26 protein-coding genes, 2 tRNA genes and 1 pseudogene are annotated in these 26,249 nt (G+C 45.7%); 10 read left to right on the forward strand and 19 right to left on the reverse strand.

The genetic code is table 11. The features are described from left to right. Window positions 1-800: 800 nt before the first annotated feature. Together OH663_RS23805 and OH663_RS23810 are read right to left on the reverse strand one after the other, a co-directional pair. The gene (locus OH663_RS23805; protein WP_476579525.1) at window positions 801-1,691 is read right to left on the reverse strand and encodes a helix-turn-helix domain-containing protein; all 891 of its coding nucleotides are present in this window, start codon (window positions 1,689-1,691) and stop codon (window positions 801-803) included. 217 nt (window positions 1,692-1,908) lie between these two features. Next, on the reverse strand, window positions 1,909-2,559 hold the full coding sequence (locus tag OH663_RS23810; RefSeq protein ID WP_263525885.1) for an NAD(P)H-binding protein: 651 nt from the start codon (window positions 2,557-2,559) through the stop codon (window positions 1,909-1,911). 147 nt (window positions 2,560-2,706) lie between these two features. Here OH663_RS23810 and OH663_RS23815 point away from each other — a divergent pair, with 147 nt between their 5' ends. Next, window positions 2,707-3,150, forward strand: coding sequence for a MarR family transcriptional regulator (locus tag OH663_RS23815; RefSeq protein WP_263525886.1), 444 nt, complete (start codon window positions 2,707-2,709; stop codon window positions 3,148-3,150). A gap of 102 nt (window positions 3,151-3,252) precedes the next feature. Here OH663_RS23815 and OH663_RS23820 read toward each other — a convergent pair whose 3' ends face one another. Further along, window positions 3,253-3,897: a site-specific integrase gene (locus OH663_RS23820; RefSeq protein ID WP_263525887.1), complete on the reverse strand. Its 645-nt coding sequence runs from the start codon at window positions 3,895-3,897 to the stop codon at window positions 3,253-3,255. A 53-nt stretch (window positions 3,898-3,950) separates the two neighbouring features. Further along, a complete protein-coding gene (locus OH663_RS23825; protein WP_263525888.1) occupies window positions 3,951-5,045 on the reverse strand; it encodes a porin OmpC in 1,095 nt (364 codons plus the stop codon). Between the two features lie 157 nt (window positions 5,046-5,202). Here OH663_RS23825 and OH663_RS23830 point away from each other — a divergent pair, with 157 nt between their 5' ends. Further along, window positions 5,203-5,628, forward strand: a complete 426-nt coding sequence (locus OH663_RS23830) for a hypothetical protein (RefSeq protein ID WP_263525889.1) — start codon at window positions 5,203-5,205, stop codon at window positions 5,626-5,628. Window positions 5,629-5,759: 131 nt separating this feature from the next. Here OH663_RS23830 and OH663_RS23835 read toward each other — a convergent pair whose 3' ends face one another. From OH663_RS23835 to OH663_RS26190, 5 genes are all read right to left on the reverse strand, one after another. Then, entirely contained in the window at window positions 5,760-6,944 is a 1,185-nt protein-coding gene (locus OH663_RS23835; RefSeq protein ID WP_263525890.1) for a multidrug effflux MFS transporter, read from the reverse strand. 95 nt (window positions 6,945-7,039) lie between these two features. Then, entirely contained in the window at window positions 7,040-8,461 is a 1,422-nt protein-coding gene (locus OH663_RS23840; RefSeq protein ID WP_263525891.1) for an efflux transporter outer membrane subunit, read from the reverse strand. Next, on the reverse strand, window positions 8,451-11,603 hold the full coding sequence (locus OH663_RS23845; protein ID WP_263525892.1) for an efflux RND transporter permease subunit: 3,153 nt from the start codon (window positions 11,601-11,603) through the stop codon (window positions 8,451-8,453). Before OH663_RS23845 ends, OH663_RS23840 begins: the two co-directional genes overlap by 11 nt. Window positions 11,604-11,611: 8 nt before the next feature. Further along, complete coding sequence (locus OH663_RS23850; protein ID WP_263525893.1) at window positions 11,612-12,772, reverse strand: efflux RND transporter periplasmic adaptor subunit; 1,161 nt, start codon at window positions 12,770-12,772, stop codon at window positions 11,612-11,614. A gap of 23 nt (window positions 12,773-12,795) precedes the next feature. Then, window positions 12,796-13,158, reverse strand: coding sequence for a MarR family winged helix-turn-helix transcriptional regulator (locus OH663_RS26190; RefSeq protein ID WP_476579526.1), 363 nt, complete (start codon window positions 13,156-13,158; stop codon window positions 12,796-12,798). Between the two features lie 545 nt (window positions 13,159-13,703). Between OH663_RS26190 and OH663_RS23855 the strand changes: the two genes are divergently transcribed. Beyond that, window positions 13,704-14,132 carry a DoxX family protein gene (locus OH663_RS23855; RefSeq protein ID WP_263525894.1) on the forward strand — a complete coding sequence of 143 codons (429 nt, stop codon included), beginning with the start codon at window positions 13,704-13,706 and terminating at the stop codon, window positions 14,130-14,132. Window positions 14,133-14,473: 341 nt separating this feature from the next. Here the strand turns inward: OH663_RS23855 and OH663_RS23860 are convergent, their stop codons facing one another. From OH663_RS23860 to mtfA, 3 genes are all read right to left on the reverse strand, one after another. Next, window positions 14,474-15,733: a phage integrase central domain-containing protein gene (locus OH663_RS23860; protein ID WP_263525895.1), complete on the reverse strand. Its 1,260-nt coding sequence runs from the start codon at window positions 15,731-15,733 to the stop codon at window positions 14,474-14,476. A 161-nt stretch (window positions 15,734-15,894) separates the two neighbouring features. Continuing rightward, window positions 15,895-15,970, reverse strand: a tRNA-Asn gene (locus OH663_RS23865). A 100-nt stretch (window positions 15,971-16,070) separates the two neighbouring features. Further along, window positions 16,071-16,868: a DgsA anti-repressor MtfA gene (gene mtfA, locus OH663_RS23870; RefSeq protein ID WP_048221165.1), complete on the reverse strand. Its 798-nt coding sequence runs from the start codon at window positions 16,866-16,868 to the stop codon at window positions 16,071-16,073. 93 nt (window positions 16,869-16,961) lie between these two features. Here mtfA and OH663_RS23875 point away from each other — a divergent pair. Further along, window positions 16,962-17,051, forward strand: a tRNA-Ser gene (locus tag OH663_RS23875). A 66-nt stretch (window positions 17,052-17,117) separates the two neighbouring features. Here the strand turns inward: OH663_RS23875 and OH663_RS23880 are convergent. The 7 genes and pseudogenes from OH663_RS23880 to OH663_RS23910 all read right to left on the reverse strand — a co-directional run bounded on the left by OH663_RS23880 (window position 17,118) and on the right by OH663_RS23910 (window position 22,721). Beyond that, window positions 17,118-18,161: a tyrosine-type recombinase/integrase gene (locus tag OH663_RS23880; protein ID WP_048222627.1), complete on the reverse strand. Its 1,044-nt coding sequence runs from the start codon at window positions 18,159-18,161 to the stop codon at window positions 17,118-17,120. Beyond that, on the reverse strand, window positions 18,136-18,378 hold the full coding sequence (locus OH663_RS23885) for a DUF4224 domain-containing protein (RefSeq protein WP_071667664.1): 243 nt from the start codon (window positions 18,376-18,378) through the stop codon (window positions 18,136-18,138). The genes OH663_RS23880 and OH663_RS23885 overlap by 26 nt, the downstream gene beginning before the upstream one ends. Window positions 18,379-18,448: 70 nt before the next feature. Beyond that, entirely contained in the window at window positions 18,449-20,920 is a 2,472-nt protein-coding gene (locus tag OH663_RS23890; protein WP_200013336.1) for a 3'-5' exonuclease, read from the reverse strand. Between the two features lie 141 nt (window positions 20,921-21,061). After that, a complete protein-coding gene (locus tag OH663_RS23895) occupies window positions 21,062-21,388 on the reverse strand; it encodes an RrF2 family transcriptional regulator (RefSeq protein ID WP_048222630.1) in 327 nt (108 codons plus the stop codon). An 11-nt stretch (window positions 21,389-21,399) separates the two neighbouring features. After that, window positions 21,400-21,738 carry a hypothetical protein gene (locus OH663_RS23900; protein ID WP_136345438.1) on the reverse strand — a complete coding sequence of 113 codons (339 nt, stop codon included), beginning with the start codon at window positions 21,736-21,738 and terminating at the stop codon, window positions 21,400-21,402. A gap of 161 nt (window positions 21,739-21,899) precedes the next feature. Continuing rightward, a pseudogene (locus OH663_RS23905) lies at window positions 21,900-22,040 on the reverse strand (hypothetical protein); the annotation flags it as partial. Window positions 22,041-22,313: 273 nt separating this feature from the next. After that, window positions 22,314-22,721 (reverse strand): helix-turn-helix domain-containing protein, encoded by a 408-nt coding sequence (locus OH663_RS23910; protein ID WP_047358007.1) that lies wholly within the window; start codon window positions 22,719-22,721, stop codon window positions 22,314-22,316. 130 nt (window positions 22,722-22,851) lie between these two features. Here OH663_RS23910 and OH663_RS23915 point away from each other — a divergent pair, with 130 nt between their 5' ends. Genes OH663_RS23915 through OH663_RS23940 form a run of 6 tightly spaced genes read left to right on the forward strand, consistent with a single transcriptional unit; the run spans window position 22,852 to window position 26,014 of the window. Further along, window positions 22,852-23,079: a transcriptional regulator gene (locus tag OH663_RS23915; RefSeq protein WP_047357952.1), complete on the forward strand. Its 228-nt coding sequence runs from the start codon at window positions 22,852-22,854 to the stop codon at window positions 23,077-23,079. A gap of 2 nt (window positions 23,080-23,081) precedes the next feature. After that, a complete protein-coding gene (locus OH663_RS23920) occupies window positions 23,082-23,636 on the forward strand; it encodes a toxin YdaT family protein (RefSeq protein ID WP_047357953.1) in 555 nt (184 codons plus the stop codon). Window positions 23,637-23,690: 54 nt separating this feature from the next. After that, on the forward strand, window positions 23,691-24,491 hold the full coding sequence (locus OH663_RS23925; RefSeq protein WP_048221168.1) for a DUF1376 domain-containing protein: 801 nt from the start codon (window positions 23,691-23,693) through the stop codon (window positions 24,489-24,491). Between the two features lie 2 nt (window positions 24,492-24,493). Beyond that, window positions 24,494-25,234 (forward strand): ATP-binding protein, encoded by a 741-nt coding sequence (locus OH663_RS23930; RefSeq protein WP_047357954.1) that lies wholly within the window; start codon window positions 24,494-24,496, stop codon window positions 25,232-25,234. 19 nt (window positions 25,235-25,253) lie between these two features. Continuing rightward, on the forward strand, window positions 25,254-25,670 hold the full coding sequence (locus tag OH663_RS23935; RefSeq protein ID WP_048221169.1) for a PerC family transcriptional regulator: 417 nt from the start codon (window positions 25,254-25,256) through the stop codon (window positions 25,668-25,670). A 5-nt stretch (window positions 25,671-25,675) separates the two neighbouring features. Beyond that, the gene (locus tag OH663_RS23940) at window positions 25,676-26,014 is read left to right on the forward strand and encodes a DUF977 family protein (protein ID WP_047358009.1); all 339 of its coding nucleotides are present in this window, start codon (window positions 25,676-25,678) and stop codon (window positions 26,012-26,014) included. Window positions 26,015-26,249: the final 235 nt, after the last annotated feature.

The following is a 26,249-nucleotide window of genomic DNA, read 5'->3' on the forward strand; positions in this document are numbered from 1 at the left end:
ATAATAAATATTTCATTGGGGTTTATATTGTTTGTATAATTCACTCTGTTATTAGTCATCAGTTTATCATTCGATATGATTATTAATCATGAGAATGGTATGGATGCATCCTATATCATTGATTAAACTTAATTATTAATCTGAGTGTTGTTTAAATTAAAAAATTAAATCATATAGTCGATCAAGGTAATACATAAATATACTCACATGATTTTAAATTATTGAGGGTAAGTGATGTTTTTTTTAATGAAAAGTGCCATAACTTTATAGTTTTTATTATTAAATTTAATTTATTATATTTCAGCAAGTTACCATTGAAATCTTGGCGTGAATGAATAAGTTGCAAAGGAGAGTTGTTAGCATTTATTATGATAAAGTGACTCTGGTACTGAGTTATTATTATTTAGATAAACTTTAGATGGATGGTATTATGTTATGTGAAATCTATAAATTAAATGTTATTTGTTATTTGTTATTTGTTATTTGTTATTTGTTATTTGTTATTTGTTATTTTTTTTATTATTAATAGGTGTTTGTTTTTGAAAGTGAGGTTCAATTGATAAGTGCTACTTCCGATACTCTTACAACGCTGAAAAGATAGTAACCATTGCAATAGAAAAATGGAACTTCTTCTTATTGAGACTGTACTGTGTATTATATTCATCTGACTGCAGGGTTGTTATCCCCTAAAATTAAAAGGCAAACTTAAAATCTGGCGCATGGAATATATATACTCTTAAATAAAGCAAATTAAAATATATCCCCATCATTACATAAGTAATGAAGTTATGTTTTTTTACCTATATTTTCTTTTCCACAGGTATAAGATAATCACAATGGATTTTATCACAAACACATTCCTCGGCATGATCAAATACATTATAATAGCATTCTATGTCATCAGTATTTCGACGTATCAATTTCATTTTTGGCAATGTGTAATGATATATTATCATAATAAAATCCTGAAAATTTTTGCTATCCCCATGATACGGAAAACGCACATATAAACCACTTTTAATATCTATTTCACAGATGCTATATATATTTGGCGACAAAAACTGTTTTATAGTTGTGCTCGAATATGTAATTTCTATTTCATTTTCTTTCAATTTACTCCTCTTTGATTGACATATACCATATGTAATCGGTTGTATATGCCCGAATTTTTTATTGAAAAGAGATTTGGCAGAAAATCTAATTTTCTGACAGCATGATTGAAATGTATTAAACTCGCAAGAGTCATGTAATGTTATTCCATATGTCTTTATATGAGGGAGTATTATATACTCAGGAATAGGTGAAATGTATAACGATAACTCTAAAGATGGGGTCATACCTGAAAAATCCCAATTAGGGCTATTTCTGTATGATGCAGGTGTATTACCAAATTGTATTTTAAAGGCCCTTGTAAAACTTTGTTGTGATTTGAACTCGTAATGCATTACAATGTCAAGTAAAGGTCGATTTGTTAGTCTTAACATTAATGCTGCCAATGTTAATCTTCGAGCCCTTATATAATTTCCCAACGTCTGTCCAGTTATGGATTTAAATATACGTTGTAAATGCCATTTTGAATACCCTGCACGTGTAGCAACATCATTAAGCTTCAATGGTGATTCTAGATTGCATTCTATCCATTTTAAGAGGTCATTTATTATATTACTGTGGTCCATGCATAAATTTCTCATGTATGATTTATATCAAAACACTGTCAGGAAATAAATTTAAGTTTGGCAGATTGCATTATGGAAACTCTGAAGAGTTCCGATGATCTCGAAACTTATTGGATATCAGAGTTTTTCAACCGAGAAAAATTTATTTGCTCTTTTATCGACTGATATTATCCGGATAAGATACTGCCTGCTCACGTCCATGTTTTCAGGATAAATGCACTTCTTCTATAGTTTAATATACTACGGATAAACGCTTTCTGTGATGTTCCGGGTTTTCAACTTCATTGATAACGGCTAAGCCGAGGTCCCCACCAGACAAATCAGAATTACCATTTTCGTCATAAAGAAGTATGTCGCCTCCTATACGATAATTTCCGGTAGTTTTTCCAGGAGCATGAGGGCCAAAATTGGCGGCAGGACTAACGAAAAACCAATCTAAACGAGGATCCGAAATATAAAGATCCTCAAGAACAGCGGCAAGTATAAGTGCTTCTGGTTTAGCTATCTCAAGAAATTCGGGGGTATCAACAAAACGTGGCCCTCCCGGTTTTCTAAGAAGAGAGCCTGCCCCACCGATGACGCCAAATCTGATTCCCTGTTGAGCTGCAATAAGAGCCGCTCTGCGCAGAAGGGTGCGAAAATCCATTTCTTTTGCCAGAGGGCCACGAGCTGATAATGCTGAGATAACTACGTCTGCATTGCTACATGCAGTGGCAAGGAATGCTTCATCACGTAGGTCGCCAGTGATGTAGGTAACACCATTCACTTTTTCCGCCGGTAGATTTTTACTATATGATAATATCTTATGCCCGCGGGTTGTTCCGGTAGAGGCTATGTGACTACCGGCATACCCAGTGCCACCAAGGATCTTAATGAGCGCCATAAAATGTTTCCTTTAACTTAATGTTTTGATTTTTATTGAGATTTTATGGTAAAAAACCAAAAGAGCCCGAGGTTCTACGTTTGTAATTTACCAACAAAATCATAGCTATTTTATCATAGGTAATTTTGTACGGCAAGGGAGGTTCATTTGCCCACAAAAAATATTGATCATTCTGAACTGCTAATCGAGATGGCAGACACGACCCTGCATGTTGCACGCAAATTGCATGCATATAGCCTGCAAAATCCGGGCATTGTTCCCTTAAGCCCGTTGGAATGTCTCGTGCTCCTGCATGTCCATAAACGTCCTGGAGTGTCTCCATCAGAACTTGCCCATGAACTGGCTTTACGTTCAAGCAACACCGCTGCCGCACTTCGTGGTCTCATAGAAAAAGAGCAGATAGAACGACGTGCCGACTCATTGGACAAGCGTGTTGCTCGGCTTTACCTTACGCCGTTAGCCGAAGAATCGATTATAGTTGTTCGCAGCAACTGGAAAGAGTTATTGCTAAAGGCTGACATCACCTTAGAAGAATTGCGTATCGCCGTAAATGTGTTGTCTTCAATTGACACGATACTTGCCGAGCCATGACACTCTGTGCTTACCGCTTTATGTTAATCAGGAAGAAGTGTTGGAATATGAATAAGTTTTGATTCTTACCTTAAGTAAGACTGTCTAATAGGAAATTGGTTACTAATTTCCAACAATAAATTTCCGAAGAAGAAAAGGGGTGACACCCAAAGTGAGCATGTAAACAGCGTATGAGCTTTTGAATGTCTCAAGAGAGATATCCAGAGGAAACTGTATACCATCACCATTTGCCCGATGGATTGCCTCAGTTAACCATCGGGTTGCAGTTGCCCTGTCGATATCCCAAATCGATGTGTCTTTTTGGGAATGATGCGTCAACTCACGTTCGGAGAGCATTTGTCTGAGTTGTGTTACATAATGTTTACTCAACAGCGGAATGATACGTCTACGAGATGGGGATGGAAGGCAACGTGGTATATCTTTTGTAGAATTAACTGTGGGGAGACAAACATAGGGATATGGAGGTTTCAGTATGAAAGATTTACGAGTAAGGCTGGTGGCTTCATTTACATCAACTCCTGTATTCAATAGAGTAGCTATAAATGTTTGCTGAAACAGGTTCGGTAAATAATGGAAAAGTATATTTATTTCTGTTGAAAGCAAATATTCTGGATATCCACAGGCTAAACTTCTAATCCTAAGATCATTATTCGAAAAAAAACAGGTAAGTCCCATCCCTGTATTGGAATGAATGCTTTTGAATATACCAGGTAGATCTTTAAATGAAATTGCTCTGGATGTATTCATTTATCCCCCTTTAAAACCGACCTGTATTCCAGGCCGGTTCAACCATTGCGTTATTAGAACTGATAAACTAAACCCAATGCTACAATATCGTCAGTAGAAATATCGGCAGCACGAGTGAATGAATTATCATCAAGAAGATTAATCTTATAATCTACAAATGCCTTAAAGTTTTTATTGAAATAATAGCTTGCGCCTATGTCAACATATTTGAGGATGTCTTGGTCGCCATACTGCTCGATATCTTTACCTTTAGATTGCAAATACGCAATAGAAGGCTGCAAGCCGAAGTCGAAAAGGTATTGAGCCACTACTTCAAAATTTTGCGCTTTGTTAGCGAATCCCTGGTCACTAATACGTGTTGCATTATAAGTTTGTGTGTACTGTGCCGCTAAATAAATATTATTATCATCATATTTTAACCCACCCGTGTAGGTTTCAGCATTGTCACCACGACCTAATGCTAGCTGTGTATTCTGATCATCTGTGCGTTTAGAATGAGAGTATGCAAAACCAGCACTAATTCCATTCCAGATATCATAAGTTAATGAACCACCATAGCCATCGCCATTCTGCCTCAATGCACCACGACCATTGTTAGTCATTCCCTCACCGTCTGAACTGCCGTTCTTACCTTGATACTGCAGTGCAAAATTCAGACCATCAACTAGACCAAAGAAATTGGAATTACGGTAAGTCGCAAGACCATTCGCACGTTGTTGCATGAAGTTATCCGAGCCATAAGTATCACCACCGAATTCTGGCAACATATCGGTCCAGCCAGTGACGTCATAAACGATACCGTAGTTACGACCATAATCGAATGAACCAGCATCTCCAAATTTCAAACCAGCAAATCCCAGACGAGTCCAGGACTGATCGCTGGAACTTTCTGTATTGTTAGCTTGAACATTATACTCCCATTGTCCATAACCCGTGAGTTGATCGGTAATTTGTGTTTGTCCTTTTAGACCAAATCGCATATATGATTGATCTCCATCAGAACTTTTGTCATCAGAGAAATAATGCATCCCCTGAATTTTGCCATATAGATCTAACTTATTTCCATCCTTATTATAGATTTCTGCGGCTTGCGCCATGCCAGCCATCAACAAGACTGGTACTAATAGAGACAGTTGTTTGAGCTTCATTTTATGTTCTCCGTAAATGTTTATATGCCACTACTGTTTATTGCAGTTATTCAGTGAAATGTCATTTTGGCTACAACTACTCTCTGCAGCTTGCTTGACACTTTTACCACTGATAACATAGCTATGTTATCATAGTAATTATAAAAGGGAAGTGATTTTGAAATCTAATAAAAACCTTGAAAAACATCATCTTATAACTAGGTGTGAACATGAAAAAGATAGATGCCAACTTAATCCATCAAATGAAGTTTGTCTCAAAACGGTGGAATGCTTCCTCCTTTTTCATATCCGACTGTGCCCCGGCATGACCATAAAAACGCTTACTGATCATCTGTCTTTAAAGACAGATGATACAAATTTAGCCTTAGCTGGTCTTAAGGAGAAAGGGCTTGTAATGAGCCAGTTCTGTGCTGAACGAGGGCAGGAATGCTTTTATGTATCTAATGGAATCGAAAATAAAATAAAATACATAATACTTACCTGGCGCGAACTTACTGGGCAAAATAATATTTCAGAATCGGATGTCCAAACCGCCTTAAGTGTTTTTTCTGCTATAACGATAGCTGCAGATTCATCAAATTAATGGTAGAATAATATCCGTTCCTAGGAAAGAACTCACAAAGACATTCATAATACTAAATAAAATAAATGGCTTCTGTTACCAGTCTGTACATCTCTGTCATACAAACACTAATCCTATAAGTGATATCGAGATTATCTATGAGGAAAACAACAAAACGCGATGGAACATGCGGCAAACCCACTAAGCGCAATTGTTGCTACCATAGGCAGAGCAGTTCCATCAGCAGCTACACCAACAAAAAATGAAGCAATAGCTCCAACACCAAATTGCAGCGCCCCGATCAATGCTGATGCTGTACCAGAAATATTGCCATATGACTCGAGGGCCAGTGTCCCACTAAGTGGGACAATACAACCCAGTGAAGATACCACTAGAAAAAGCAATAGAGCTACCCATAAAAGTCTGGCACTACCGCTAATTTGCAGCATCACTAGCAGAATCGCCACAATTGTATAGACCAACAATGCGCCTCGGATAATTGTTTTAGGATTGAAATATTTCATAAGTTGTGGTGCCAGTTGGGCCCCGCCGATCATGCCAATAGCATTTAACGCAAAAAGTAGACTATATATCACAGGAGAAACTTTATAGACCGATATATATACAAAAGATGATCCTGCAAGATAGGCTAGAAAGCCCGCTTGGGCAAAAGCTTGCGTACCCGCGTATGCTATGAAGTTTCTTTTGCAGAGAAGACGCCCATAGTTTTTTACTGCTTCAAGTGGGTTACTTTCTTTCCGTAATAATTTTGTGCGTGTTTCGGGAAGCTGTTCTGCTACCAGGAATAAGCAAAATGCGCTGAATAGCGCCATTAAAACAAAAAGAAGGGGCCACGGAAGTATTTTCAGAATGGCGGTTCCGAGCAGTGGGGCAATGATTGGCGCGACGCCGGTTACCACCATAATTACACCAACGAGTGTAGCCGCCTGACGGCCAACAAAAAGATCACGTGCTATCGCTAAAGCGATAACCATGCCGATGGAACCTCCGAAGCCCTGAGCAAAGCGCCATACAATCAATTCGTCGGCAGTATTTCCCAGAGAGCATGCTATAGATGCTACGGTAAATATACTTAACCCTATAAATATCATTGATCGACGCCCGAATTTATCCGATGCGGGACCATAAAATAACTGACCAATCATCAGGCCAATAAAAAAAGACATGAGGCTATACTGAACCATGCCCTCATTAACGCCAAGATCGGCCGCGATGAGGGGCATACCAGGAAGATACATGTCGATTGAAAGTGGTCCGATCGCACCGAGTAGGCCGAGTACTGGTGCGATGCGCTTGATAGAAACATCTTTCATCATTGCTTACCTTATGTCGTTTGGTTCAGACCAAAAATTGAGATAATTCCATTGTTTTTATGCATAAGCAGGCGGGTCATGAAAAGACCCTCCAAATATTACTCTTTCCAGCCGCCCCCCAGGGTTTTGTATAAGGTTATCTGCTGGTTCAATGCAGAAAGTCGTGTCGATAACATAGTCTGCTGCGCACTGTATAATGAACGTTGCGCAACAAGGACGTCCAGAGAGCTATCTTCGCCCTGATGATAACGCAGTGTAGCCAAATCAAAATTGCGTTGGCTTGCGGACTGGTTTTCTTCCCGGGCCTTAAGTTCATCTGCGTAGGTCGAGCGAGCCGCAAGGGCATCGGCTACCTCTCTGAACGCCGTCTGGATCGTCTTTTCATAACTTGCGATATCGCTGCGTTTTTCAATTTTGGCGACATCTAAATTGGCCTGATTGTAGCCCCAATCGAAGATCGGTAAATTCAGGGAGGGTTCGAAGGTCCAGGCTCCCTGATGTCCGGCAAACAGGTTCCCGAGTGAACCACTTTCGGTGCCGGCCGTCGCTGTCAGACTGATGCTGGGGAAAAAGGCTGCTCTGGCCACGCCAATGTTCGCATTGGCGGCTTTCAGTGTCTCTTCCGCAGCAATAATGTCCGGCCGTTGGGTCAGCAGATCTGAAGGTAAACCTGCGGGGAGTTCGCGGAAAGCGGCAACATTTTCCAATTTCGCATTGCCAATAATAGCGTGCGGTATTGGTGCGCCTAACAATAACTGTAGTGCGTTAATATCGTCTGCAACCTGACGCTGGTATTGGGCAATATCGACCGCTGCCGACTGAACCGTCATTTCTGTCTGAGCCACGTTCTGGGCATTGGTATTGCCATGCTGCAAACTGAGCTGCTCCAGGCGTAATGTACTGAGCTGGCTATTATAGGTTTTTTGCGCAAGATCCAGCAGGCTATTGTCGGCAGCGAGCGTCATATATCCCTCGGCGACTTCGGCCACCAGGCTGATTCGCTCCGAACGTTGCGTGGCAACTTGAGCCAGGTACGTTTCTAACGCTTGATGTTTCAAACTGCGCAGGCGTCCAAAGAAGTCAATTTCCCAGGAACTGATCCCCACATTGGCGCTGTTGTCGTGATAAGTCACCGGCCCAGAGGTCTGGGTTTGATATAACCCTTTGGGTAAATGTTGGCCAGTAAGCGATGAGTTAATATCCAACGCAGGGTAGAGCTGAGAGCGCTGGATACGAAACTGTGCCGCGGCCTTTTCAACATTCAATGCTGAAATACGCAGATCCCGGTTATTGGCAAGGGCAATACCGATCAACTGCTGCATGGCTGGGTCAATAAAATAGCTTTTCCAGCCGATATCCACGACCTTCTGGACATTACCGTTCTTCCCTTGTTCCCCAGGATACTGGCCTGGCACCGGCGCGGAGGGTTGTTCATATTTCGGTTCCAGGGAACAGCTACTCAGTGCCAACGTCATGGCGCTTGCCAATACGATATGCTGCAGCAGGTGATTATTGATCATTTCGGGAGTCCTCCGCCGCAAGCTGACTGCTGGCTTGGGTTATACTTTTCTCTTTACGGCGATTGAATAAGCTCACGACCAGCACATAGAAAAGTGGTACGTAAAAGATGGCAAGGAAGGTGGCCGCGATCATGCCTCCCACAACCCCCGTACCGATGGAATGTTCACTACCTGCACCGGCACCTGAAGCAAAAGAGAGTGGCAGTACGCCCAGAATAAATGCCATTGATGTCATTATGATCGGACGTATGCGAATACGGGAAGCTTGCAATGCGGCGTCCAACAAACTTTTGCCTTCTTTCTCATGAATATCTTTGGCGAATTCGACAATGAGAATTGCGTTCTTCGCGGATAACCCCACTGTAATGAGCAGCCCAACGTTGAAGAAAATATCGCTGTCAATGCCCCGGAACAGAATAGCCAGTAAGGCACCCAACACGCCGAATGGCACAACCATCAGAATCGAAATTGGAATCGACCAACTGCCATAGAGCCCTGCAAGAGCCAAGAAAACCACGATAATGGAGAGGGTATACAGCATTGGCGCCTGGGAACCTGCCGCCTGTTCCTCATAGGAGAGACCGTACCACTGTAATGAATACCCGGGCAGTTTTTGCACTATCTCTTCAATAGCTCTAGTTGCATCACTTGAGCTATAACCCTTTCCTGGGGAGCCCTGGATTTCCACACCCGCAGTACCATTCAAAGCATGAAGGTCAGGAGAACCATAACTCCAGTGTCCACTGGCGAAGGCGGAGAATGGCACCATGTCGCCGCTGCTATTGCGAACATACCACTGGTTAATATCTTCCGGCGTCACACGTCCCCGGGCGCGCCCCTGTATATACACCTTCTTGGTGCGATTCTCATAGGTGAACTGACTGGTATAGTTGCCCCCCAAGGCATCCTGTAATGTATCGTTTACATCAGAGATCGAAATACCAAGGGCTTGAAGCCGTTCATCATCAATATTGATCTGGTACATCGGTGTATCTTCTATACCATTGAGACGCACTTGGGACAGGCGGGGGTCCTTGGCTGCCAGAGCTAAAAGCTGATCCTTCGCGTTCATTAGCGCATTATGTCCCTTGTTTTGGCTGTCTAATAGGAAGAAGTCGAACCCCGTGGCATTCCCCAACTCCATAACCGCCGGAGGAATCATGGCCAGTATTTTGGCATCCTTGTAATTGGCGAAGTGCTGCATGGTGGCACTGGCTATCTGATCGGCAGACTCTGTTCGCTGGCTCCAGTCTTTCAGTTTTATAAACCCGATTGCCATATTTTGCCCGCGACCTGCAAAACTGAACCCATTGGCTGAAAAGACAGAACTCAAGGCATCCTTATGATGTTCGAGTTCATAGTTGGTGACATCGCTAATCACCTGTTGGGTTCTTTCTGCAGAGGCATTGGGGGGAAGCGTGAGCTGAACCATGACTACTCCCTGATCCTCATCGGGGAGGAAGGTGGTTGCCTGGCGGGAATAAAAGAAGATAACAGCAGCAAGGACCACAATATAAATTGCCGAAAACAGAATACGTCGTTTAATAACACCCGCGACACTGCTGACATAACCGTTAGTGGATTTTTCCACTAACCGGTTGAACCAGCCAAAGAAACCGGTTTTACTCTCGCCCTGAACATCTTTTGCGCGCAATAGAGAAGCACAGAGCGCCGGTGTAAAGATTAATGCCATCACCACCGAGAGCAGCATGGAAGACACAACGGTGATAGAAAACTGTCGGTAGATAATCCCGGTGGACCCACTCATGAAGGCCATGGGCAGCATGACTGCAGTGATCACGATACCAATGCCGACAAGGGCTCCCTGGATTTCCCCCATCGATTCCCTTGTTGCTTCTCGGGCCCCCAGTTTTTTCTCTTGCATGACGCGTTCGACGTTTTCGACAACGACAATCGCATCATCAACCAATAGGCCGATGGCTAATACCATCCCGAACATGGTCAAGATATTGATGGTATAACCAAAGATGTGAAGTATACCGAAGGTGCCAAGTAACACGACGGGGACAACTAGCGTTGGAACCAGCGTGGCCCGGATATTTTGCAGGAACAAGTACATGACCAGGAAAACCAGTGCGATCGCCTCAAGGAGTGTCTTGACGACTTCTTCGATAGAGGCGGATGTTACCGGTGCGGTGTCATACGGGAACTGGACTTCGATATCATCAGGAAGACTGGATAGATGTGCCTCAATCGTTTTCTCCACCGCTTTGACGGTTTCCAAAACATTGGCGCCAGAAGCCAATCGCAGTGCTATCCCGGCAGAGGGTTGCCCATTATAACTTGATGATATGGAATAATTTTCAGAGCCGAATTCCACTGTGCCGATATCTTTGACCCTGACCTGTGAACCATCCGTATTTTCTTTCAGCAATATGTTTTTAAACTGATCCGGGTTGGTAAACCGGCTTTTACTCATGATAGTCGCATTTGTTTGCGTACCCGGAAGGGTCGGCGCGCCACCTATCTGACCGGATGACAACTGGACGTTCTGTGCATCAATGGCGTTGACCACATCACTGGGCATCAGGTTGTACTTGTGCAGTTTAGCGGGATCCATCCATATACGCATGGCTCCTTCAGCCCCCATGACCTGATAGTCACCTACACCGGCCGTCCGCGCAATGGAATCCTGTAGATTTGAAACGAGTAGGTCGCCCAGTTGTGCACTACTCAGCCTCCCGCTTTTTGATGAAATACTAATGACCTGGAAAAAGTTTTGCTGGTACTTACGCACATCCAGACCCTGATCAGTGACGGCAGAAGGAAGGGACGACTCCGCCAATGACACCTTGTTCTGTGTCTGCACTTGGGCAATATCAGGATTGGTCCCCTGATTGAACGTTACGATAATGGTGGCACTGCCATCATTGTTGGCTTGACTGGTGATATAACGTAGATTATCCAGTCCGGTGAGCTCTTGCTCTATCGGTTTTACCACCGTGTCCTGTACAGTCTGTGCAGAGGCACCAGAATAGGTTGCCGTCACTGATATTTGTACCGGTGCGATACTGGGGTACTGGTTAATAGACATCTGAAAGATGCAAATGGCACCGAAAAGCATGATGGCGATAGCAACCACCCATGCAAGGACGGGTCGATCAATGAAAAATTTGGACATGGAAAACCTCAGCGCTCTGCAGATTCAATGAATGACATATTTCCGCTGCTCTGCTTTTTCTTAGAGCTTGATGGTTGGGCTTCAGTCGGATTAACTTTTTGACCGTCTTTGACGCTTTGCAGGTTGTTGATGATGACTTTGTCACCATTGGATAGCCCATTTGTGACCAGATAATTACCGCCGTACATTTGGCTAGTGGTAATGCTTATCTGCTTGGCCTGATCATTACCATCTACTACGAAGACGGTGGCATTGCCCTGACTGTCACGACTGATAGCCTTTTGAGGAACCAGAATAGCATTCTGGTTAGTTCCTTCGTTTAGCTTGGCATGCACAAACATACCGGGAAGCAGAAGATGCTTAGGATTAGGGAAGGTGGCCCGTAATGTGACAGAACCTGTGCCCTCATCAACAGACACTTCGGAAAACTCAAGCCGGCCGGCCAGTGAATAGGTCGATCCATCGTCCAGGGTCAGGCTTACCTTTACTGCATTATCACCAACACGTGTCAGCTGACCGCTGTCGAACTCACGGCGCATACGTAAAATGTCGCCATAAGATTGGGTTACATCAACATATATGGGATCGAGTTGGGTAATTGTGGCCAGTGCAGTACTTTGCCCATCAGTAACCAGAGCCCCTTCGGTTACCGATGAGCGGCCAATTGTACCGGATAACGGGGCACGGACTTGCGTATAATTGAGATCGATATCTGCCGTTTTCAGATCAGCCGCGGCCTCGCGCTCAGATGCTATATCTGACACGTACTGTTGTTGACTAATGGCATTAGCTGCAGCGAGAGGCTTGTCGCGTTGAGCTTGTGCATGCGCTGAAAACAGCGTTGCTGCAGCTTTATCACGGGTTGCTTGAAAACTTGCCGGATCAATCTGATAAAGTTGTTGTCCTGCCTTGACGTCACTACCTTCCTTGAATAAACGCTTAAGAATAACGCCGCTGACTTGGGGGCGAACTTCTGCCCGATTGACAGCAGTGGTGCGTCCTGGGAGTTCGGTTAACAAAGCTAATGGTTGGGATTGTATAGTTACAACCCCGACGTCCAGTTTTTTATCTGCCGTAGCTGTATTTCCAGCATCCTCTTGTTTGCATGCCACCAATGCCAGCGACACAACGAGTGTAACGGCTACAGGCCGGATTCGATATTTCTTCATTAGTTAGCCTTTCAGGTGTGAAATCATGGTTCTAAAAGCGAGGTATTAATTGTGTTAAGGACGCGAACTGCCACGCTAAGTTCTGATTCTGAAATGTTTGCTTGCGACAACAATTCATTCCAAGTTTTGCGTACGGTCACAATAGCTTGCCCAGCAGCAGCAGTTATATGAAGGCATGCTGCTCGTTGATCCGATGTGTTTGATGTGCGTTCCACCTGGTTTTTTCTTATCAGTCCCCGCAACGCACTAGCTGTGTTGCTTGACCTCAATGCCATCTGTTGAGAGAGAGCTCCTGGAGAGACACCAGGGAACTGATATATGTACAGAAGTACCTGACACTCCAGAGGAGTAAGCGCAACGACCTCAGGGGCATGGTGTGAGTGCACTCTCAGTTTGCGAGCAACATTTAGCGTTGTATCAGCCAACCCGACAAGCAGGTCAGAATGAACAGTTAGTTGTGTTTCCAAATTAGTTCTCCGTTAAGATTTTAGCTATTATTAAATAGCTATGTTTTAATAGTCAACTATTCTGAGCTGATGCTTACAAAACTTTTTGACAGTAACTATGACCGGCCTCCCAGTGTTAGATAAAACCGGGAGTGATCACTCCCATGTTGCATCTGTTGAAACAATCGGAATCACTGACTTAGTTATTCAAAATTTTCGACTGGATTTCATAAGAACGCCCGGCATACGCTTTGTTCTACCAGATGGTTAAATGCCGCTTTTGCATCTGCCAACCACGAGACAATTTTATTAGTGCCGGTTCAGTCAGTTCTGATACACAACATCATGGGTTTTCAGACTCGAAGGGAGGCAGTACGTTACACGATGTGGAGCGTCGAATGTCCCACCAGCTAATTAATCACACCCCGGATTACGGGCAATGCATCATGATCTCCGAAGTAAGATAAAAGAGGACCTTGTAAAAAATGTTGAACAAAGTTAATGCTGTTTTTACCCGATACACAGATCATCCTGATTTTGGCAAGCTTCTGCTCCGGCTTACTTTTGGCATACTAATGTTGTTTCACGGTGTGGCAAAAGTAAGCCATGGGGTGGGCTGGATTTCTGACATTCTGGAGAACAAAGGGCTTCCGGGTTTCATCGCCTATGGTGTGTACATGGGCGAAATTATCGCGCCCATTCTTATCATTACTGGCTGGTTTACCCGCCCCGCAGCATTCATTTATGCCTTCAATTTGCTGGTTGCGACTCTGCTGGTTGGTACGGGGAAATTTTTCACAATCACGGATGTAGGGGCATGGGGGTTGGAAAGTGAAGCTTTGTATTTCTTGGGCGGGTTGTCAATTATGTTTCTGGGGGCAGGAAAATACCGACTGGGTAGCGGGAATGAATGAAAATGTTTAACTCAGGTAGAGTAACGAGTATTGTTGTGGTTTTTTATTCTGGTTATGGACACACAATACTGGCGGCTGAAAAGTAAGAAGTTGCCGTTTAACCTTTGACGAGGAATATTCGCCTATGATGCTGTAGATTTGGTTCGTTTGTAATGAATATCAAAAGCTGACTGAGTTATGAACAATTTGAATCTATAATAATCACTTAATGATGCTCCTTGCACATTAAACCCCCCCCCCTAGTGTCACGTCATCACGCCGCAAAAATGAGAAAGGACGCATCAGCACAAACTGATACGTCCTTTCTCATGATTGATTATACCTGGTGTGTCATACGGTTCTTATGGCTGTTTTCTTTTCCCCCGGATATACGGCGGCATGTAGCCTTCACGGCTCGAATCCAGATAATCCGACCACCACTGCATCAGTGCTTTTCGAGCTTCCAAGTGCTCCGCTTTATGAATATATGCCATACGCACAGTGTTGCGCTCTTGATGACTCATCTGTCGTTCCACCGCATCTTGTGACCATAAACCGGACTCCATCAGGGCGCTGCATGCCATTGCCCGAAATCCATGACCGCAGATGTTCATTTTCGTGTCATAGCCCATCAGGCGCAGTGCTTTATTGACTGTGTTTTCGCACATCGGCTTGTACGGGTTATGGTCGCCGGGGAAGACCAGTTCATAAACGCCGGATATTTCCTTAATCCGTTTCAGAATGGCGATGGCCTGTTCTGAGAGGGGCACGATGTGAGCAGTGCGCATTTTGGCACCGCGCCCGGAATAACGCACACCTGCAATGGCCTCGCGAGTGGCAGGAATTGTCCAGACCCGGTTCCTGAAATCAATCTCCGACCAGCGGGCAAAACGTAATTCACTGGAGCGAATGAACAGATGCAGCGTCAGCAGGACAGCAAGCCGGGTCAGTTCACGGCCTTGATGATATGCCTCAATGCGTTCAAGCAGTTCAGGCAGCCGCTCCAGCGGCAGGGCGGGATAATGTCGTCTAACAAGAGGTGCCGTCACTCCATCAAGGTTTGCCGCCGGGTTGTTATCGATTAATCCCTGATGGACCGCATGACGCATGATGTTGCACATATGCTGCCGGGTACGTGCTGCGACTTCCAGCAGACCTTTTTGCTCAATGCCTTTCAGCAGGTCGATAAAGTGACGTGGTTTTAGTTCAGAGACAGGTAGATGCCCAATGATTGGAAAAATATGGTTGTTCATGCTGGCGAGCAGACGGGTTGCGTGGTTCTCTGACCATGTACGGTTGCTTTTATGCCAGCTCAGTGCAACAGACTTGAAGGTTTCTTCTGGCAACGCAGTGGCTCTTTCAGCGGAGCGCTGTTGTGCTGGGTTGATATTATGCGCCAGCAATTTACGGATACCATCACGTTGTTGACGAGCGTCAGCCAGAGAGACATCAGGGTAGGCACCTAAGCCGAGGCGGGATTCTTTTCTATTAATACGGTATTTGAGATACCAGAGACGTGAACCACCTGGATTAACCAGCAGGTACAGACCGTGAGAATCAGAAACTTTAAAGGGTTTTGCGGATGGTTTTAAGTTGCGGATTTTTGAGTCGTTAAGAGACATTTGGGGGTCACTCCGTCATCGAACCAACTTGACCCCAAATCTGACCACCAAATTCTCCCGATGCGGAGGGAAAACTAAAAATACATCGGGAAGACTTTTCACGCTAACTTATTGAATCTAAATTACATAAGGATTCGCAAAGCAGCATGAAAACAAGAATCTGGCTCCTCTGACTGGACTCGAACCAGTGACATACGGATTAACAGTCCGCCGTTCTACCGACTGAACTACAGAGGAATCGTGTGAACGAGGCGCATATTACTGACCTCACTATATCGTGTCAACAGTAAAATTAGCACGCCATATCAATTGGTTAATTAATCCTCAAAACGTAGTATTAATGCACATTCGATGAGCGATAATCGTCATCTTCCCGGCTATCGCGCAACCGTAGCATTGGGTTTTGCCGATAGAACTGGAAGAACCTCTGCCATAATGCGGGAAAACGCGGCGCAAACAATTCGGGAGCGCTGAAAAAATACTCGGATAATACGGCAAAACATTCGGCAGGATCGGTCGCAGCATATGCATCTATACTGCATGCGGTTTCACCCACCAGATCGATTTCGTCCTGAATGTTGTTCATTGCCGCATGCAGATCGTGTTCCCAGTTTGCAATTTCTCGCAAAGGGATTGCCGGGACGCCGCTGGCGCGATCACCATTACGCATATCAAGTTTATGCGCCACTTCATGGATAATCAGATTAAAGCCGGAGGCATCGAAGGAATCCTGGATATCGAGCCAGTTCAGGATGATCGGACCTTGCTGCCAACTCTGTCCGGACTGAACTACGCGTTGATTATGCACCAGCCCAATATCATCTTCCCACTCGTCATCCACGACAAATGGGGCAGGGTAGATGAGCACTTCGTGAAAACCATCAAGCCACTCAATACCCAATTCCAGTATGGGCAAACAGAAAAGCAAAGCTATACGCGCACTTTTCAGTGGGTCCAGTTCAAATCCCTGAAGGGCAACTAACCTTTTTTGTTGTAAAAAGCGTTCGGCCAGGGCGATCAGTCTGGCTTGTTCTTGTTCAGTGAGATTCACCAGAAGAGGAATTGCCAGGGCATCATCCCAGGGCCACTCATCATTACGGATTGTTTCTTGTTCTTTCCAGGGCCACTTAATCATCGTTTTGCTCGCAAACTCGTCACTTGAACGAAATTGACGGAACTGGGTCTGTTAAAATGCCAAATTACCTGGCATCATGGCAACCGCCAGAACGGAGAGATGCCAGAGCGGCTGAATGGACCGGTCTCGAAAACCGGAGTAGGGGCAACTCTACCGGGGGTTCAAATCCCCCTCTCTCCGCCACTATTCAAACACTTAGCTCAATTCCTTTCAACGACTCATGTCACACTTGGTATAGTGTTGGTATATTCACTTGGTATAAAACTCGCCATCATCATCTTCTGATTTGCCCAAGACTGGAAGATCCAATGTGGGAGAAATTTTCACTTTTCTGTCATAAACCACAACCTGGCTTTCAGTTTTGTGACCTGAGAATAGTTGTTTGTCCTTACTCGAGCCTTCGTAATCAGATATCCCCTTGGCTTTGAGATCATGAAAAGTACACGGCAGTTTTCTATCTAGTTTTTTTCCTGCTGCTTCCCTTGCGGTTTCCCACAGATCGTTAAACCCACTTTTCGAGTATTTAGTTTTTTTGCTGCTACAGATAACCGTTTCCCGCCCACCCAGAGTTTTTGCAAGTTCGATGGCGTTATGAAGCCGTTCAGTCCAGACTTTTATTTGTTTAGTCCCGGTCTTTCCCTGCTGGATAAAAATGCCTTCCTCGCTTACTTGCGACCATTTGAGAGAAAGAACATCCGAAACGCGAGCCGCACATAAGTAAGATATCTCCATGCCAACCCGGAGAGCTGGTGCCGCCTCTTCATAAATTGCCTGATATTCTTCGTCTGTCACGTACACGTCACGGGCTTTTAAAGAGAACTTGCGTACTCCTTTGCACGGATTTCCTTTCACATACCCTCGTTCATATCCCCATGAGAAAACACGCGACATCCCGCCGAGTTCTTGGTTTGCCTGGTTAATACTGCGTTGGCCACGTTTATCCATATAGATCCTGACCATCTCAATTTTTATGTCATCTGCTCGCATATTCCCGAACACTAGAACCAGGTTTTTTTCATACGACCTGTAATCAGTCTGCGTTCGTGGAGCCAGTTCAGCAAAAGCTGGGCTGCTGGTGAATAACTTCCATAATTTAGAAAATGTCATTACGTCTGAGCGCTTGGCTTTTTCTTCCTCATAACGCGCCCATAGCCGGGACATACTCGTCCCGGTAATAGGTGCAAGAGTTACGCTTTGTTTTGTTCCTTTTGGCTTCCACACATAGCTATAACGGTTTTTAGTTACGCGTGGCGGGAGGTGCTTGTCTTTAGGATCTTTTCTTGGTCTGCCCATTGATTGCGTCGTAATTTGGCTCAAGTGCAACATATTCATCGACCTTAGGTAATTCAGAAACTCCGGGATCAATACTTCTGCGCAATACAATTGGGCGGTTCCGCCCATCAGTGGTGAACGGTATGCCGTGACACCGCAGCTGTCGCTGCTGGTGGGTGTAGCGCTGATAGCCAGTAATTTCTGCAATTTCCTGAGGAGACAGTGTAAGTTCGTGCATAGCTCATCTCTCTGATGGCCTGCCTGTAGAAACATACCAGGCAGGATCCGTAAATTGTGAAATTAGAAAATCAGTTTGCAGTCAGGCGTTGCCAGATTGCAGAGACGTATTTGACCTGATGCCGGGCGTCAGAAAGCGCATTGTGCATTTCGCCTTCAAACGGGATGTCGAAGCGTGGATTGATACCGACAGATTTACCCAGCTCGACCATGGTCCTTACGTCCCTGTCATTCCAGAACGGAACAGCGAAGGGGGTATCTGTTAACGCGTATGCGCGGCGAAGAATGACGTTATCAAACGAGCATCCATTACCCCACATCTGAATGGTGTGACTACCGTTAGCAGCATTTTCAGCAATAAAGTCAGCCAGAAGTTCGAGAGTCTCAAGCAGCCCCATGGCTTCATCAACAAGAATGGCAGAGCGGGCTTCAGATGATTGTTTCAGCCACCACTGAATTGTAGAGGCATCCGGTTTCATGCCAAACGACATCGATGACTCCAGACTGACAACCTGGTAAAACTCGGCACCAGTGTTACCAGTTGAAGGATCAAAAAATACAGCGCCAATAGAGACTATTGGGGCATCAGGACTGTTGCCCATAGTTTCCATATCAACCATCAGGTGAGTATAAAAAGCGTTCAGGGTATCCGTATCAATATGGTGAACGGGTTCATTATTCAGGGAAGCTGACGCGTCACCAGTTGCATCAGCGCTTTTAACTGGCAAAACTGCTGTTTCGCTCTGAGACACTTCAGGATTAGCTTTGATTTCGCTGTTGTCAGTTTTTTCCATCTGCACATCGCTGGTGGTTTCCTCGGTATTGGCTTGATGTAATTTTTCTTCGACGGCGCGCTGGCGTACCTGGTCTGCGACAGAAAGCGCTGGCGCCGGCTGGTTACCCATCAGGCCATCAATGGAGAAAACACCGTTGCCCATGTTGGCGATTTCTGGTTGCTCGGTTATTGCCTTCTGTTCAGCTGTGGACTTCTCTTTAATCTCGTTTTCCCAGCTTTTTTCTGGTACGTGACCGGCTGCCGCCAGGGTTTCTTCAGTTGGGTGCTGGTGGTCGGTTTCAGTCAGGTTTTTGTTGATGTAACGGCTCAGCAGTTCCGGGAAATGGTGAGTGTTTTCTTCTGCACTACGAATAAGCGCGAAAATAGCGGCGCGGGAATAATCCAGAATGCCAGCGCGTTTGCGCAGGGCGGCGGACCACTCTTTGAACGGGCTTTCGTTTTTAGAAATGATCTCTTTTGCACGACGGAAAACGCCACCAGGAATATCGTAGATGTTGAAATCCATTGGAAGTGTGGCCAGCGCAATATCAATGTCCAGAGTGTCCAGCGTGTGGACAAGTTCCGGGTTGCGATCGGTCCCATTGCCGCCGCCAGCGTTGGTTCCGGAGTCAGTGCGCTGAATCTGCGACACGCGATTGCCTTTACACCACTCTTTAACCAGCAGCCCACGGTCAATGTGTTCAGTGTTGAACCAGGCCTTAAAGAACTGAATTACGGTAGACAGATCCACTCGTTTACCATCAACCGGGAAAATAGTTTTTAGCGCGCTGACAATTTTCCAGATATCGATCTCTGGCGCTTTCTTGAATGGTTCTACATTCTCGGCGGCAAGCAGCAGATTTTGCACGTAGCTGTTATCCACATCCAGCTCAAGTTCCTGAATGGTTTTCTTCTGTTCAGTATCAATATGGTAAGCATATTCATCAGAAATAAACTGAGCCAAAAGGCGCTGGCGTAGCGGGAGAGTCGCAACGGTAATGAGTTCTGGCGTTACAGGTGGAACGGTGGGCTCATCACCCACAATTCGTGCTTTCTTATCGTTAACCCACTCCTGCACGGTTTGAGTCCGCGCTTTCGGTTCCGCAATCCATTCGGTAATAAATTCCTCAAATGAAGCAATGGTATAGACCTGCTCACGGTCGAAGACTTCTTTTATTGCGTTTGCCAGGTTCCACTCGACATGAGCAGAAAGCTCTTTCGCCGCTGGCACATTTGCAACGGCCAGTAACAGGTTTTGTATATAGAGATCATTTTCGTCCAGTTCCATTTGTCCGATCTGGACGTGCCGCGCTTCACTGATTTCCTTCTCTTCACCGTCATTTAACAGGTGCGCAATCAGCCGCTGAGACAGGCGCAGGCGAGATATGGGGCGGAGCAATGCTGGCGCATCGCTGGTGGGTACATTGGCACTGGAGGTTTCAGGTTTTTGCTGGCTGGAAGCCTCCAGATTTTCATTATCCGGCTTCTGTTTCAGTTGCCACGTTTGCTGGTCTTCTGCCAGTTCGTAACGATCGCACCATGTGTCATCAAGTGTGCTTTCCTCAGGAAGATCGTCAACAACAAACCAGTTGGTGCGGACAAGTAATTGATAGTCGGCGCCACGACCGACGGCAATATCGTTATCTTCGAGAATATTGAGGATTTCGCGTTCTGCACGGGAATCTGATTTCGCAGAGAACCAGCAAAACAGGTTTTTTGCCTCAGTTGCTTTCGCTTTGGCTTTAATAAGATACGCATACGTTAACATTGCGTTCGGGCTCCATAGGATTGTAAGATACCCGGCAGCTGATGATCGCCGCCTAAGGTAGTGGTTATTGGTCAAAACTCGTTCCGGAAAGCTTTGGTCGGCTGACCGGGTACTTAACCCGCCTTGCGCGGGTTTTGTGCTTTATGGGGTAGGGGATTTTCCCTGCGCCAGCTTTGCGACGGGGACCCACTCCAGAGCATTCAGCACGGGTTCAAATGAATCAGGCGTGTGAGTAACGGCGCGAACAACGTCAGCCACACTGGGGTTTGCTTTGCTAAGATGGTACCCGCCACCGGCGCCACGCTGACTGGTAACAATTTCACTGCTGCGCAGCTTCGAGAAAATCTGCTCGAGGTAAGACACAGACAGCTTTGATTCCTTGCTGATTGATGCGATGGAAACCGGACTGCCGTTGTAAATCCTGTTGAGGATGGCAACGGCCTGAACTGAAGCCACCACACGTTTCATTCCAAACTCCATCACGCATCCTTTGCCGGTTCGCGACCGTATCCAGGGTTATCGTTCAAGGCATCACTCAGAACCTGCATTGCCTCATTGTGTGGGAGAGTCAGAGCAAGTTTGATCGCCGTTCCAAGAGCTTCAGCCGCACATTCAAATTTACGAGCGAGCCTGGCTGTTTCATCAACTTGTTCGCCCATCGCTTCTATTTCAAAGTTGTGCTCTGTCCAGACTTCATCCATCACATCACTTTCAACTTCTTCACGTAATGCTTCTTTAACTTCCAGAACAGGCAAAACGCCGATTAATGCCTCAGCTGGTGCGCTGCTGAAGCGCAATGCCAGATCGTTAGCTGACATAAAAACCTCCGGAAAAAAGCCCGCCACGGGACGGGCAAAGAACACTTTTCCAATTTAACCAGAACAGGTCTTCGTCTCCTGTTTGGTTACGATGGTGGTATTACCATCACAATGCCCTGTGCACCGGGCATGAGGCTGGCAACAGCCATTGGTCAAACTCGTTATGAACGAACTGCAGTCTGTTGGTCGGCAGACGGGTCGCCCTTCTGGGCGAGCATGTAGCAAATCAGTCGAATGATTACTTCAATGCGATTTAGATGTACGGCCTGACACCGCACTGGTTTACGTGCGAAATCGATCATGGATTTATCCTCTTGCGTTGCCCTTGTCGCCAGGCTGGCGGAACGTTGAACCTGCTGCGTGTTAATACTTGTCATCTCATCCGGTGATTCGTATGCCGCCGGCAGCTACTTCGTGGGCGTCCTGCCTCGATGACTGTCTTTGTGTTGGGAATAGTATTATCGATTGAATCGATATATGTCAAATTAAATCGATATCAATGCGTGTGAACAACTCACCGATCAGTTTATCGGATTGATTTCGCGTGCTTTATGAAGGGTACAGGAGTGGAGGGGCTACTCGTTACTGGGGATTATCTTTCGTTTTTTTAGGTAAGCAGTAGCTACATCATCAAGCTCTTGCAGTCGCAGTTCGATCAACTTAACTATCTTTTCTCTCTCATCGTCAGTGGGCAAAAGCTCAAATTGCTCCAATAGCTTTTGTTCCTGGGCCGACTGAGGTTGACGTTTTTTTTCTGATGTTATGGCAGGAATAGTGTCAGCTTCAGTTTCTTCAAGAAAAAACCAATAGAGTGGATAGCCTGTAGCGGACTGTAGCCTATCTAGAATGTCAGCTCTTGGAAGTATATTAGAGTTACACCAGCCATTTACTGACTGGGCTTTTACTCCCAGTCTGCGTGCAAGTTCCGATTGAGATATTCCAAGATCATGGATGGCTTTTTGTAATCGCTTTCCGAAGTTCATATTCCTAGCCCGCTCAAAAACATACATCCGATTATACAGATTTTATCTGTAGCTCAACCTATCGATATAATTTGACGATATCGAAATAATTTGATTTACTCGTTTCACGTTCACTACTCGAGATAAATCAATGAAGCTCACAACACAAAAGAAAATGTTAGCCATATGCAGTCAGGCAGAACTGGGGCGCCGTCTAAATCGGCGAGCTCAAACAGTTAATGGATGGTTCAAGAAAAAGGTACCCGGCGAGCTTGTTGTTCGCGTATCCAAAGCTCTCAATTGGCAAATTACACCACACGAGTTGCGACCGGACCTTTATCCAAATCCCACTGATGGTTTACCTCAAAAGGAGGCTTAATCATGCAATCAGTAACATATCAACATCATAGCCAACGCTTAGCTGTTCCGTTGAAAACGCAAAATCATTTTAAACCCCAGCGCCGCGACAGCATTCAGCACCGCGTCATATTGGCAGCTGTTCGTGAATGGGAATCGACATTACCAGGACAGGCACAGGAGCGGATCGCTCAGCTGGTGGCTGAAGAGTGGGCCAAAGCAGATGGTCGCGGAATTGCTGTTAATAAACAGAATTTATTCCGATATCTGAAAAACGAAGGAGGGTCAGAAAAGTATACGGCTTACGTTATGCAGCTGTCAGGTTCAATCATTGCTGCTATGCCAGTTCAGATTGCCAGGAAGCACGGGTTAAGTAATGCGAGCACAGAAGCGGAGCTGGTGGCCAACGCTATCAAAGAATGCAGTGAGGCACATCAGGCGAAATTAATCGGCGCTCCGTTACAGAAACTGGAGAAGGAAATTCGTGAAGCAGCAATCGCTTTGTTCAACATGTTACCAGCTGATGCGGCGGGACCACTACTGGCGAGTTTAAGCGCCGTAGCGCCGCAATTGTTTTAATCGAGTTTTGAGCAATAACCATTACGCGCCGGGAAACCGGACAAGGGAGTAACCATGGCAGCTCTGCCTTACATGCAACTTTACATTGCTGATTACCTGGCGGACACCATGCATCTGTCTACAGAAGAGCATGGCGCATACCTGCTACTGATGTTCAATTATTGGCAAACAGGTCGCCCAATCCCCAAAAACCGACTATCGAAAATTGCACGGCTGAGTAACGACCGTTGGGATGCCGTTGAACCTTCGTTGAAAGAGTTTTTTAACGATAACGGTACCGAATGGGTACAGGAGCGTATAGAGCGTGATCTGGAGGCGGTTAAAAACTCAATCAGCCAAAAGTCAGCAGCTGGAAAAGCATCCGCTCAGGCGAGAAAAGCTAAAAAAGGAGCGAATAACCAACAAAATAACAACGGGTGTTCAACGGGTGTTGAGCTGCCGTTGAAACAGAACGCCAACGGAAACCCAACTAATAAAGATCCAGATACAGATACAGATCTAAAAGAAAACCAAGAGAGAGAGTTATACGCGCCAGGTGGCTTTTTACCTCCCATAGGCAAATTTCCGATTACAGATGACTGGACACCTGGTGATGACTTTGTACGCCAGGCTGCGCAGTGGGGAATAAATCTTGGGGATCTACCAGGGTATACCGCCGTCGAATTACAGCAGTTCCGGGACTACTGGAAATGCGAAGGGAAAGTTAAACATCACATCCAGTGGGAACAGACTTTTGCTTCCAGCCTGAAAACATCACGCGCCAAATCTTCCTCACCATCGGCAGGTACACGTCGACAGGCTGGCTTTGGCGTTTCACAACCTGACACTCAGATCCCGCCGGGATTCAGGGGGTAATGATGAAATCGACGCATGATTTGCTTGGCCGTCTGCGTAATCTCATGCCTGCAGGTGTTCAGCCGAAATTTACCAGCAGTCAGGAGTTAATGGCCTGGCAGCAGGAAGAAGGGCGAAAGCGCGCAGCTGAGCTGGAAAAACAAAATCAGCGTAACCGTTCAGAAAGGATTTTTGGGCGCTCAGGGATCTGCGAGTTGCACAGGGGGTGCTCATTTGCAAATTACCAGGTGAGCAACGACGGGCAGAAACACGCGCTGACGATGGCAAAGAGCTACGCCCATAACTTTGGGAATGGCTTTACCAGTTTTATATTCAGCGGCAGTTGCGGAACAGGGAAAAATCATCTTGCCGCGGCAATCGGGAACTACCTGCTTCAGCACGATTATTCCGTTCTGGTCGTGACAATACCTGATTTGATGCTTCGCACCCGCAAGTGCTATGACGAGGGCCAGTCTGAGTCCGATTTGCTGGATGATTTGTGCAAGGTTGATTTGCTTGTTCTTGATGAGGTTGGTGTTCAACGTGATACGCGCAATGAGTGGGTATTACTTAATCAGATAATCGATCGCCGTATGGCGTCAATGAAACCAGTGGGGGTACTTACAAACCTGAATTATGACGAATTATCAAAAGTTCTGGGTGAGCGGGTCATGGACCGCTTAACCATGGATGACGGTATCTGGGTAAATTTCGCCTGGGGAAGTTATCGAAAAAATGTGACCCACTTACGGGTCGTGAAGTAACCAAAACGAGTATTGACCAATGACCATAGAAATCTCTCAGAAAGATCGGGTAGCGATAGTGGTACGCCATACCCCGAACTGCGTATTACGTGATGTGTGTGAAGCGCTGGATATTCCATCCGGTACCGCTGGTAAGTTTCTGCGCGCGCTGACTGTCAGCGGCACAGTCCTGCGCACTCACAACGGAACTCAGTATGTTTATAACATCTCTCCGGATGCAGAATTACCTGACGTAAAGCTGCCCTTCATGGAAGAGAAAAGCGATCCGGCTGAAACGCAATTAGCGGAGAAAATGGCGAAAGACCTTAAGTCACGGGGACTCTGGCGGCGCGCGGCAAAGGTATATACCGACATGTTAGACATTGCCCGTAGTTCAGCTGAAGTGTCACGTATAGCGCAGCAACGTAATGAATGTCTACGTATGGCCCGGAGATGATCAGCATGCCAAGACCAAATACACCAGAAGAGCAGGCGGCACTTATTCGGGTGATCATTGAAGAGGTGAAAATCCGTGGACGCTTAACCGTTAGCGAGGCATCACAGATGTTGTCGCTGCATCGTCAGACTGCTGAGAAGTATTTCCGCGTCGCAGCCGAACGCGGCGAACTCATTCGTTACGGTCGTCTTGGTTTGTTCAGGGATCGGAAGGCTGTGATTGATTTCGATCTCCAGCGTTTTTCATACGGATCGAGTAAACCTGTTATTGAGTTACCTGCAGATTTTCGGGGAAGTGCAGTTATGCGCCGGGTTATAGATATCGTGGGGAGGATGCCAGCATGACAACCGAAAAACGGCGGAACATGGCTTTCACTACTCGACGTTGAGCATGTCCTGCTAGTGGTAGGCGTAAGATTTAAGGATGAGTGAAGGAACCTCAACTTTACGGCTCTATCTGATTCCTTTTCATTACGCTGGCGATGTCCTCATGGTTATGCTTATCTGTAATAAGAATGATATAAATAGATTAGGTATTATCATTTGAACAGTCACGATTTTCCTTTCGCGAAGTGGGCAT

This window comes from Citrobacter sp. Marseille-Q5395, assembly GCF_947057495.1.
Classification (GTDB): domain Bacteria; phylum Pseudomonadota; class Gammaproteobacteria; order Enterobacterales; family Enterobacteriaceae; genus Citrobacter; species Citrobacter murliniae.

What these genes read in the sequence shown, in the direction of transcription:
- OH663_RS23825 (WP_263525888.1), bottom strand. Translation starts at nt 5,045, where the DNA reads ATGAAGCTCAAACAACTGTCTCTATTAGTACCAGTCTTGTTGATGGCT.
- OH663_RS23940 (WP_047358009.1), top strand. Translation starts at nt 25,676, where the DNA reads ATGCCAAGACCAAATACACCAGAAGAGCAGGCGGCACTTATTCGGGTG.
- OH663_RS23935 (WP_048221169.1), top strand. Translation starts at nt 25,254, where the DNA reads ATGACCATAGAAATCTCTCAGAAAGATCGGGTAGCGATAGTGGTACGC.
- OH663_RS23880 (WP_048222627.1), bottom strand. Translation starts at nt 18,161, where the DNA reads ATGGGCAGACCAAGAAAAGATCCTAAAGACAAGCACCTCCCGCCACGC.
- mtfA (WP_048221165.1), bottom strand. Translation starts at nt 16,868, where the DNA reads ATGATTAAGTGGCCCTGGAAAGAACAAGAAACAATCCGTAATGATGAG.
- OH663_RS23850 (WP_263525893.1), bottom strand. Translation starts at nt 12,772, where the DNA reads ATGAAGAAATATCGAATCCGGCCTGTAGCCGTTACACTCGTTGTGTCG.
- OH663_RS23915 (WP_047357952.1), top strand. Translation starts at nt 22,852, where the DNA reads ATGAAGCTCACAACACAAAAGAAAATGTTAGCCATATGCAGTCAGGCA.
- OH663_RS23860 (WP_263525895.1), bottom strand. Translation starts at nt 15,733, where the DNA reads ATGTCTCTTAACGACTCAAAAATCCGCAACTTAAAACCATCCGCAAAA.
- OH663_RS23855 (WP_263525894.1), top strand. Translation starts at nt 13,704, where the DNA reads ATGTTGAACAAAGTTAATGCTGTTTTTACCCGATACACAGATCATCCT.
- OH663_RS23805 (WP_476579525.1), bottom strand. Translation starts at nt 1,691, where the DNA reads ATGAGAAATTTATGCATGGACCACAGTAATATAATAAATGACCTCTTA.
- OH663_RS23920 (WP_047357953.1), top strand. Translation starts at nt 23,082, where the DNA reads ATGCAATCAGTAACATATCAACATCATAGCCAACGCTTAGCTGTTCCG.
- OH663_RS23890 (WP_200013336.1), bottom strand. Translation starts at nt 20,920, where the DNA reads ATGTTAACGTATGCGTATCTTATTAAAGCCAAAGCGAAAGCAACTGAG.
- OH663_RS23900 (WP_136345438.1), bottom strand. Translation starts at nt 21,738, where the DNA reads ATGTCAGCTAACGATCTGGCATTGCGCTTCAGCAGCGCACCAGCTGAG.
- OH663_RS23840 (WP_263525891.1), bottom strand. Translation starts at nt 8,461, where the DNA reads ATGATCAATAATCACCTGCTGCAGCATATCGTATTGGCAAGCGCCATG.
- OH663_RS23810 (WP_263525885.1), bottom strand. Translation starts at nt 2,559, where the DNA reads ATGGCGCTCATTAAGATCCTTGGTGGCACTGGGTATGCCGGTAGTCAC.
- OH663_RS23930 (WP_047357954.1), top strand. Translation starts at nt 24,494, where the DNA reads ATGAAATCGACGCATGATTTGCTTGGCCGTCTGCGTAATCTCATGCCT.
- OH663_RS23820 (WP_263525887.1), bottom strand. Translation starts at nt 3,897, where the DNA reads ATGAATACATCCAGAGCAATTTCATTTAAAGATCTACCTGGTATATTC.
- OH663_RS23910 (WP_047358007.1), bottom strand. Translation starts at nt 22,721, where the DNA reads ATGAACTTCGGAAAGCGATTACAAAAAGCCATCCATGATCTTGGAATA.
- OH663_RS23845 (WP_263525892.1), bottom strand. Translation starts at nt 11,603, where the DNA reads ATGTCCAAATTTTTCATTGATCGACCCGTCCTTGCATGGGTGGTTGCT.
- OH663_RS23835 (WP_263525890.1), bottom strand. Translation starts at nt 6,944, where the DNA reads ATGATGAAAGATGTTTCTATCAAGCGCATCGCACCAGTACTCGGCCTA.
- OH663_RS23885 (WP_071667664.1), bottom strand. Translation starts at nt 18,378, where the DNA reads ATGCACGAACTTACACTGTCTCCTCAGGAAATTGCAGAAATTACTGGC.
- OH663_RS23895 (WP_048222630.1), bottom strand. Translation starts at nt 21,388, where the DNA reads ATGAAACGTGTGGTGGCTTCAGTTCAGGCCGTTGCCATCCTCAACAGG.
- OH663_RS23925 (WP_048221168.1), top strand. Translation starts at nt 23,691, where the DNA reads ATGGCAGCTCTGCCTTACATGCAACTTTACATTGCTGATTACCTGGCG.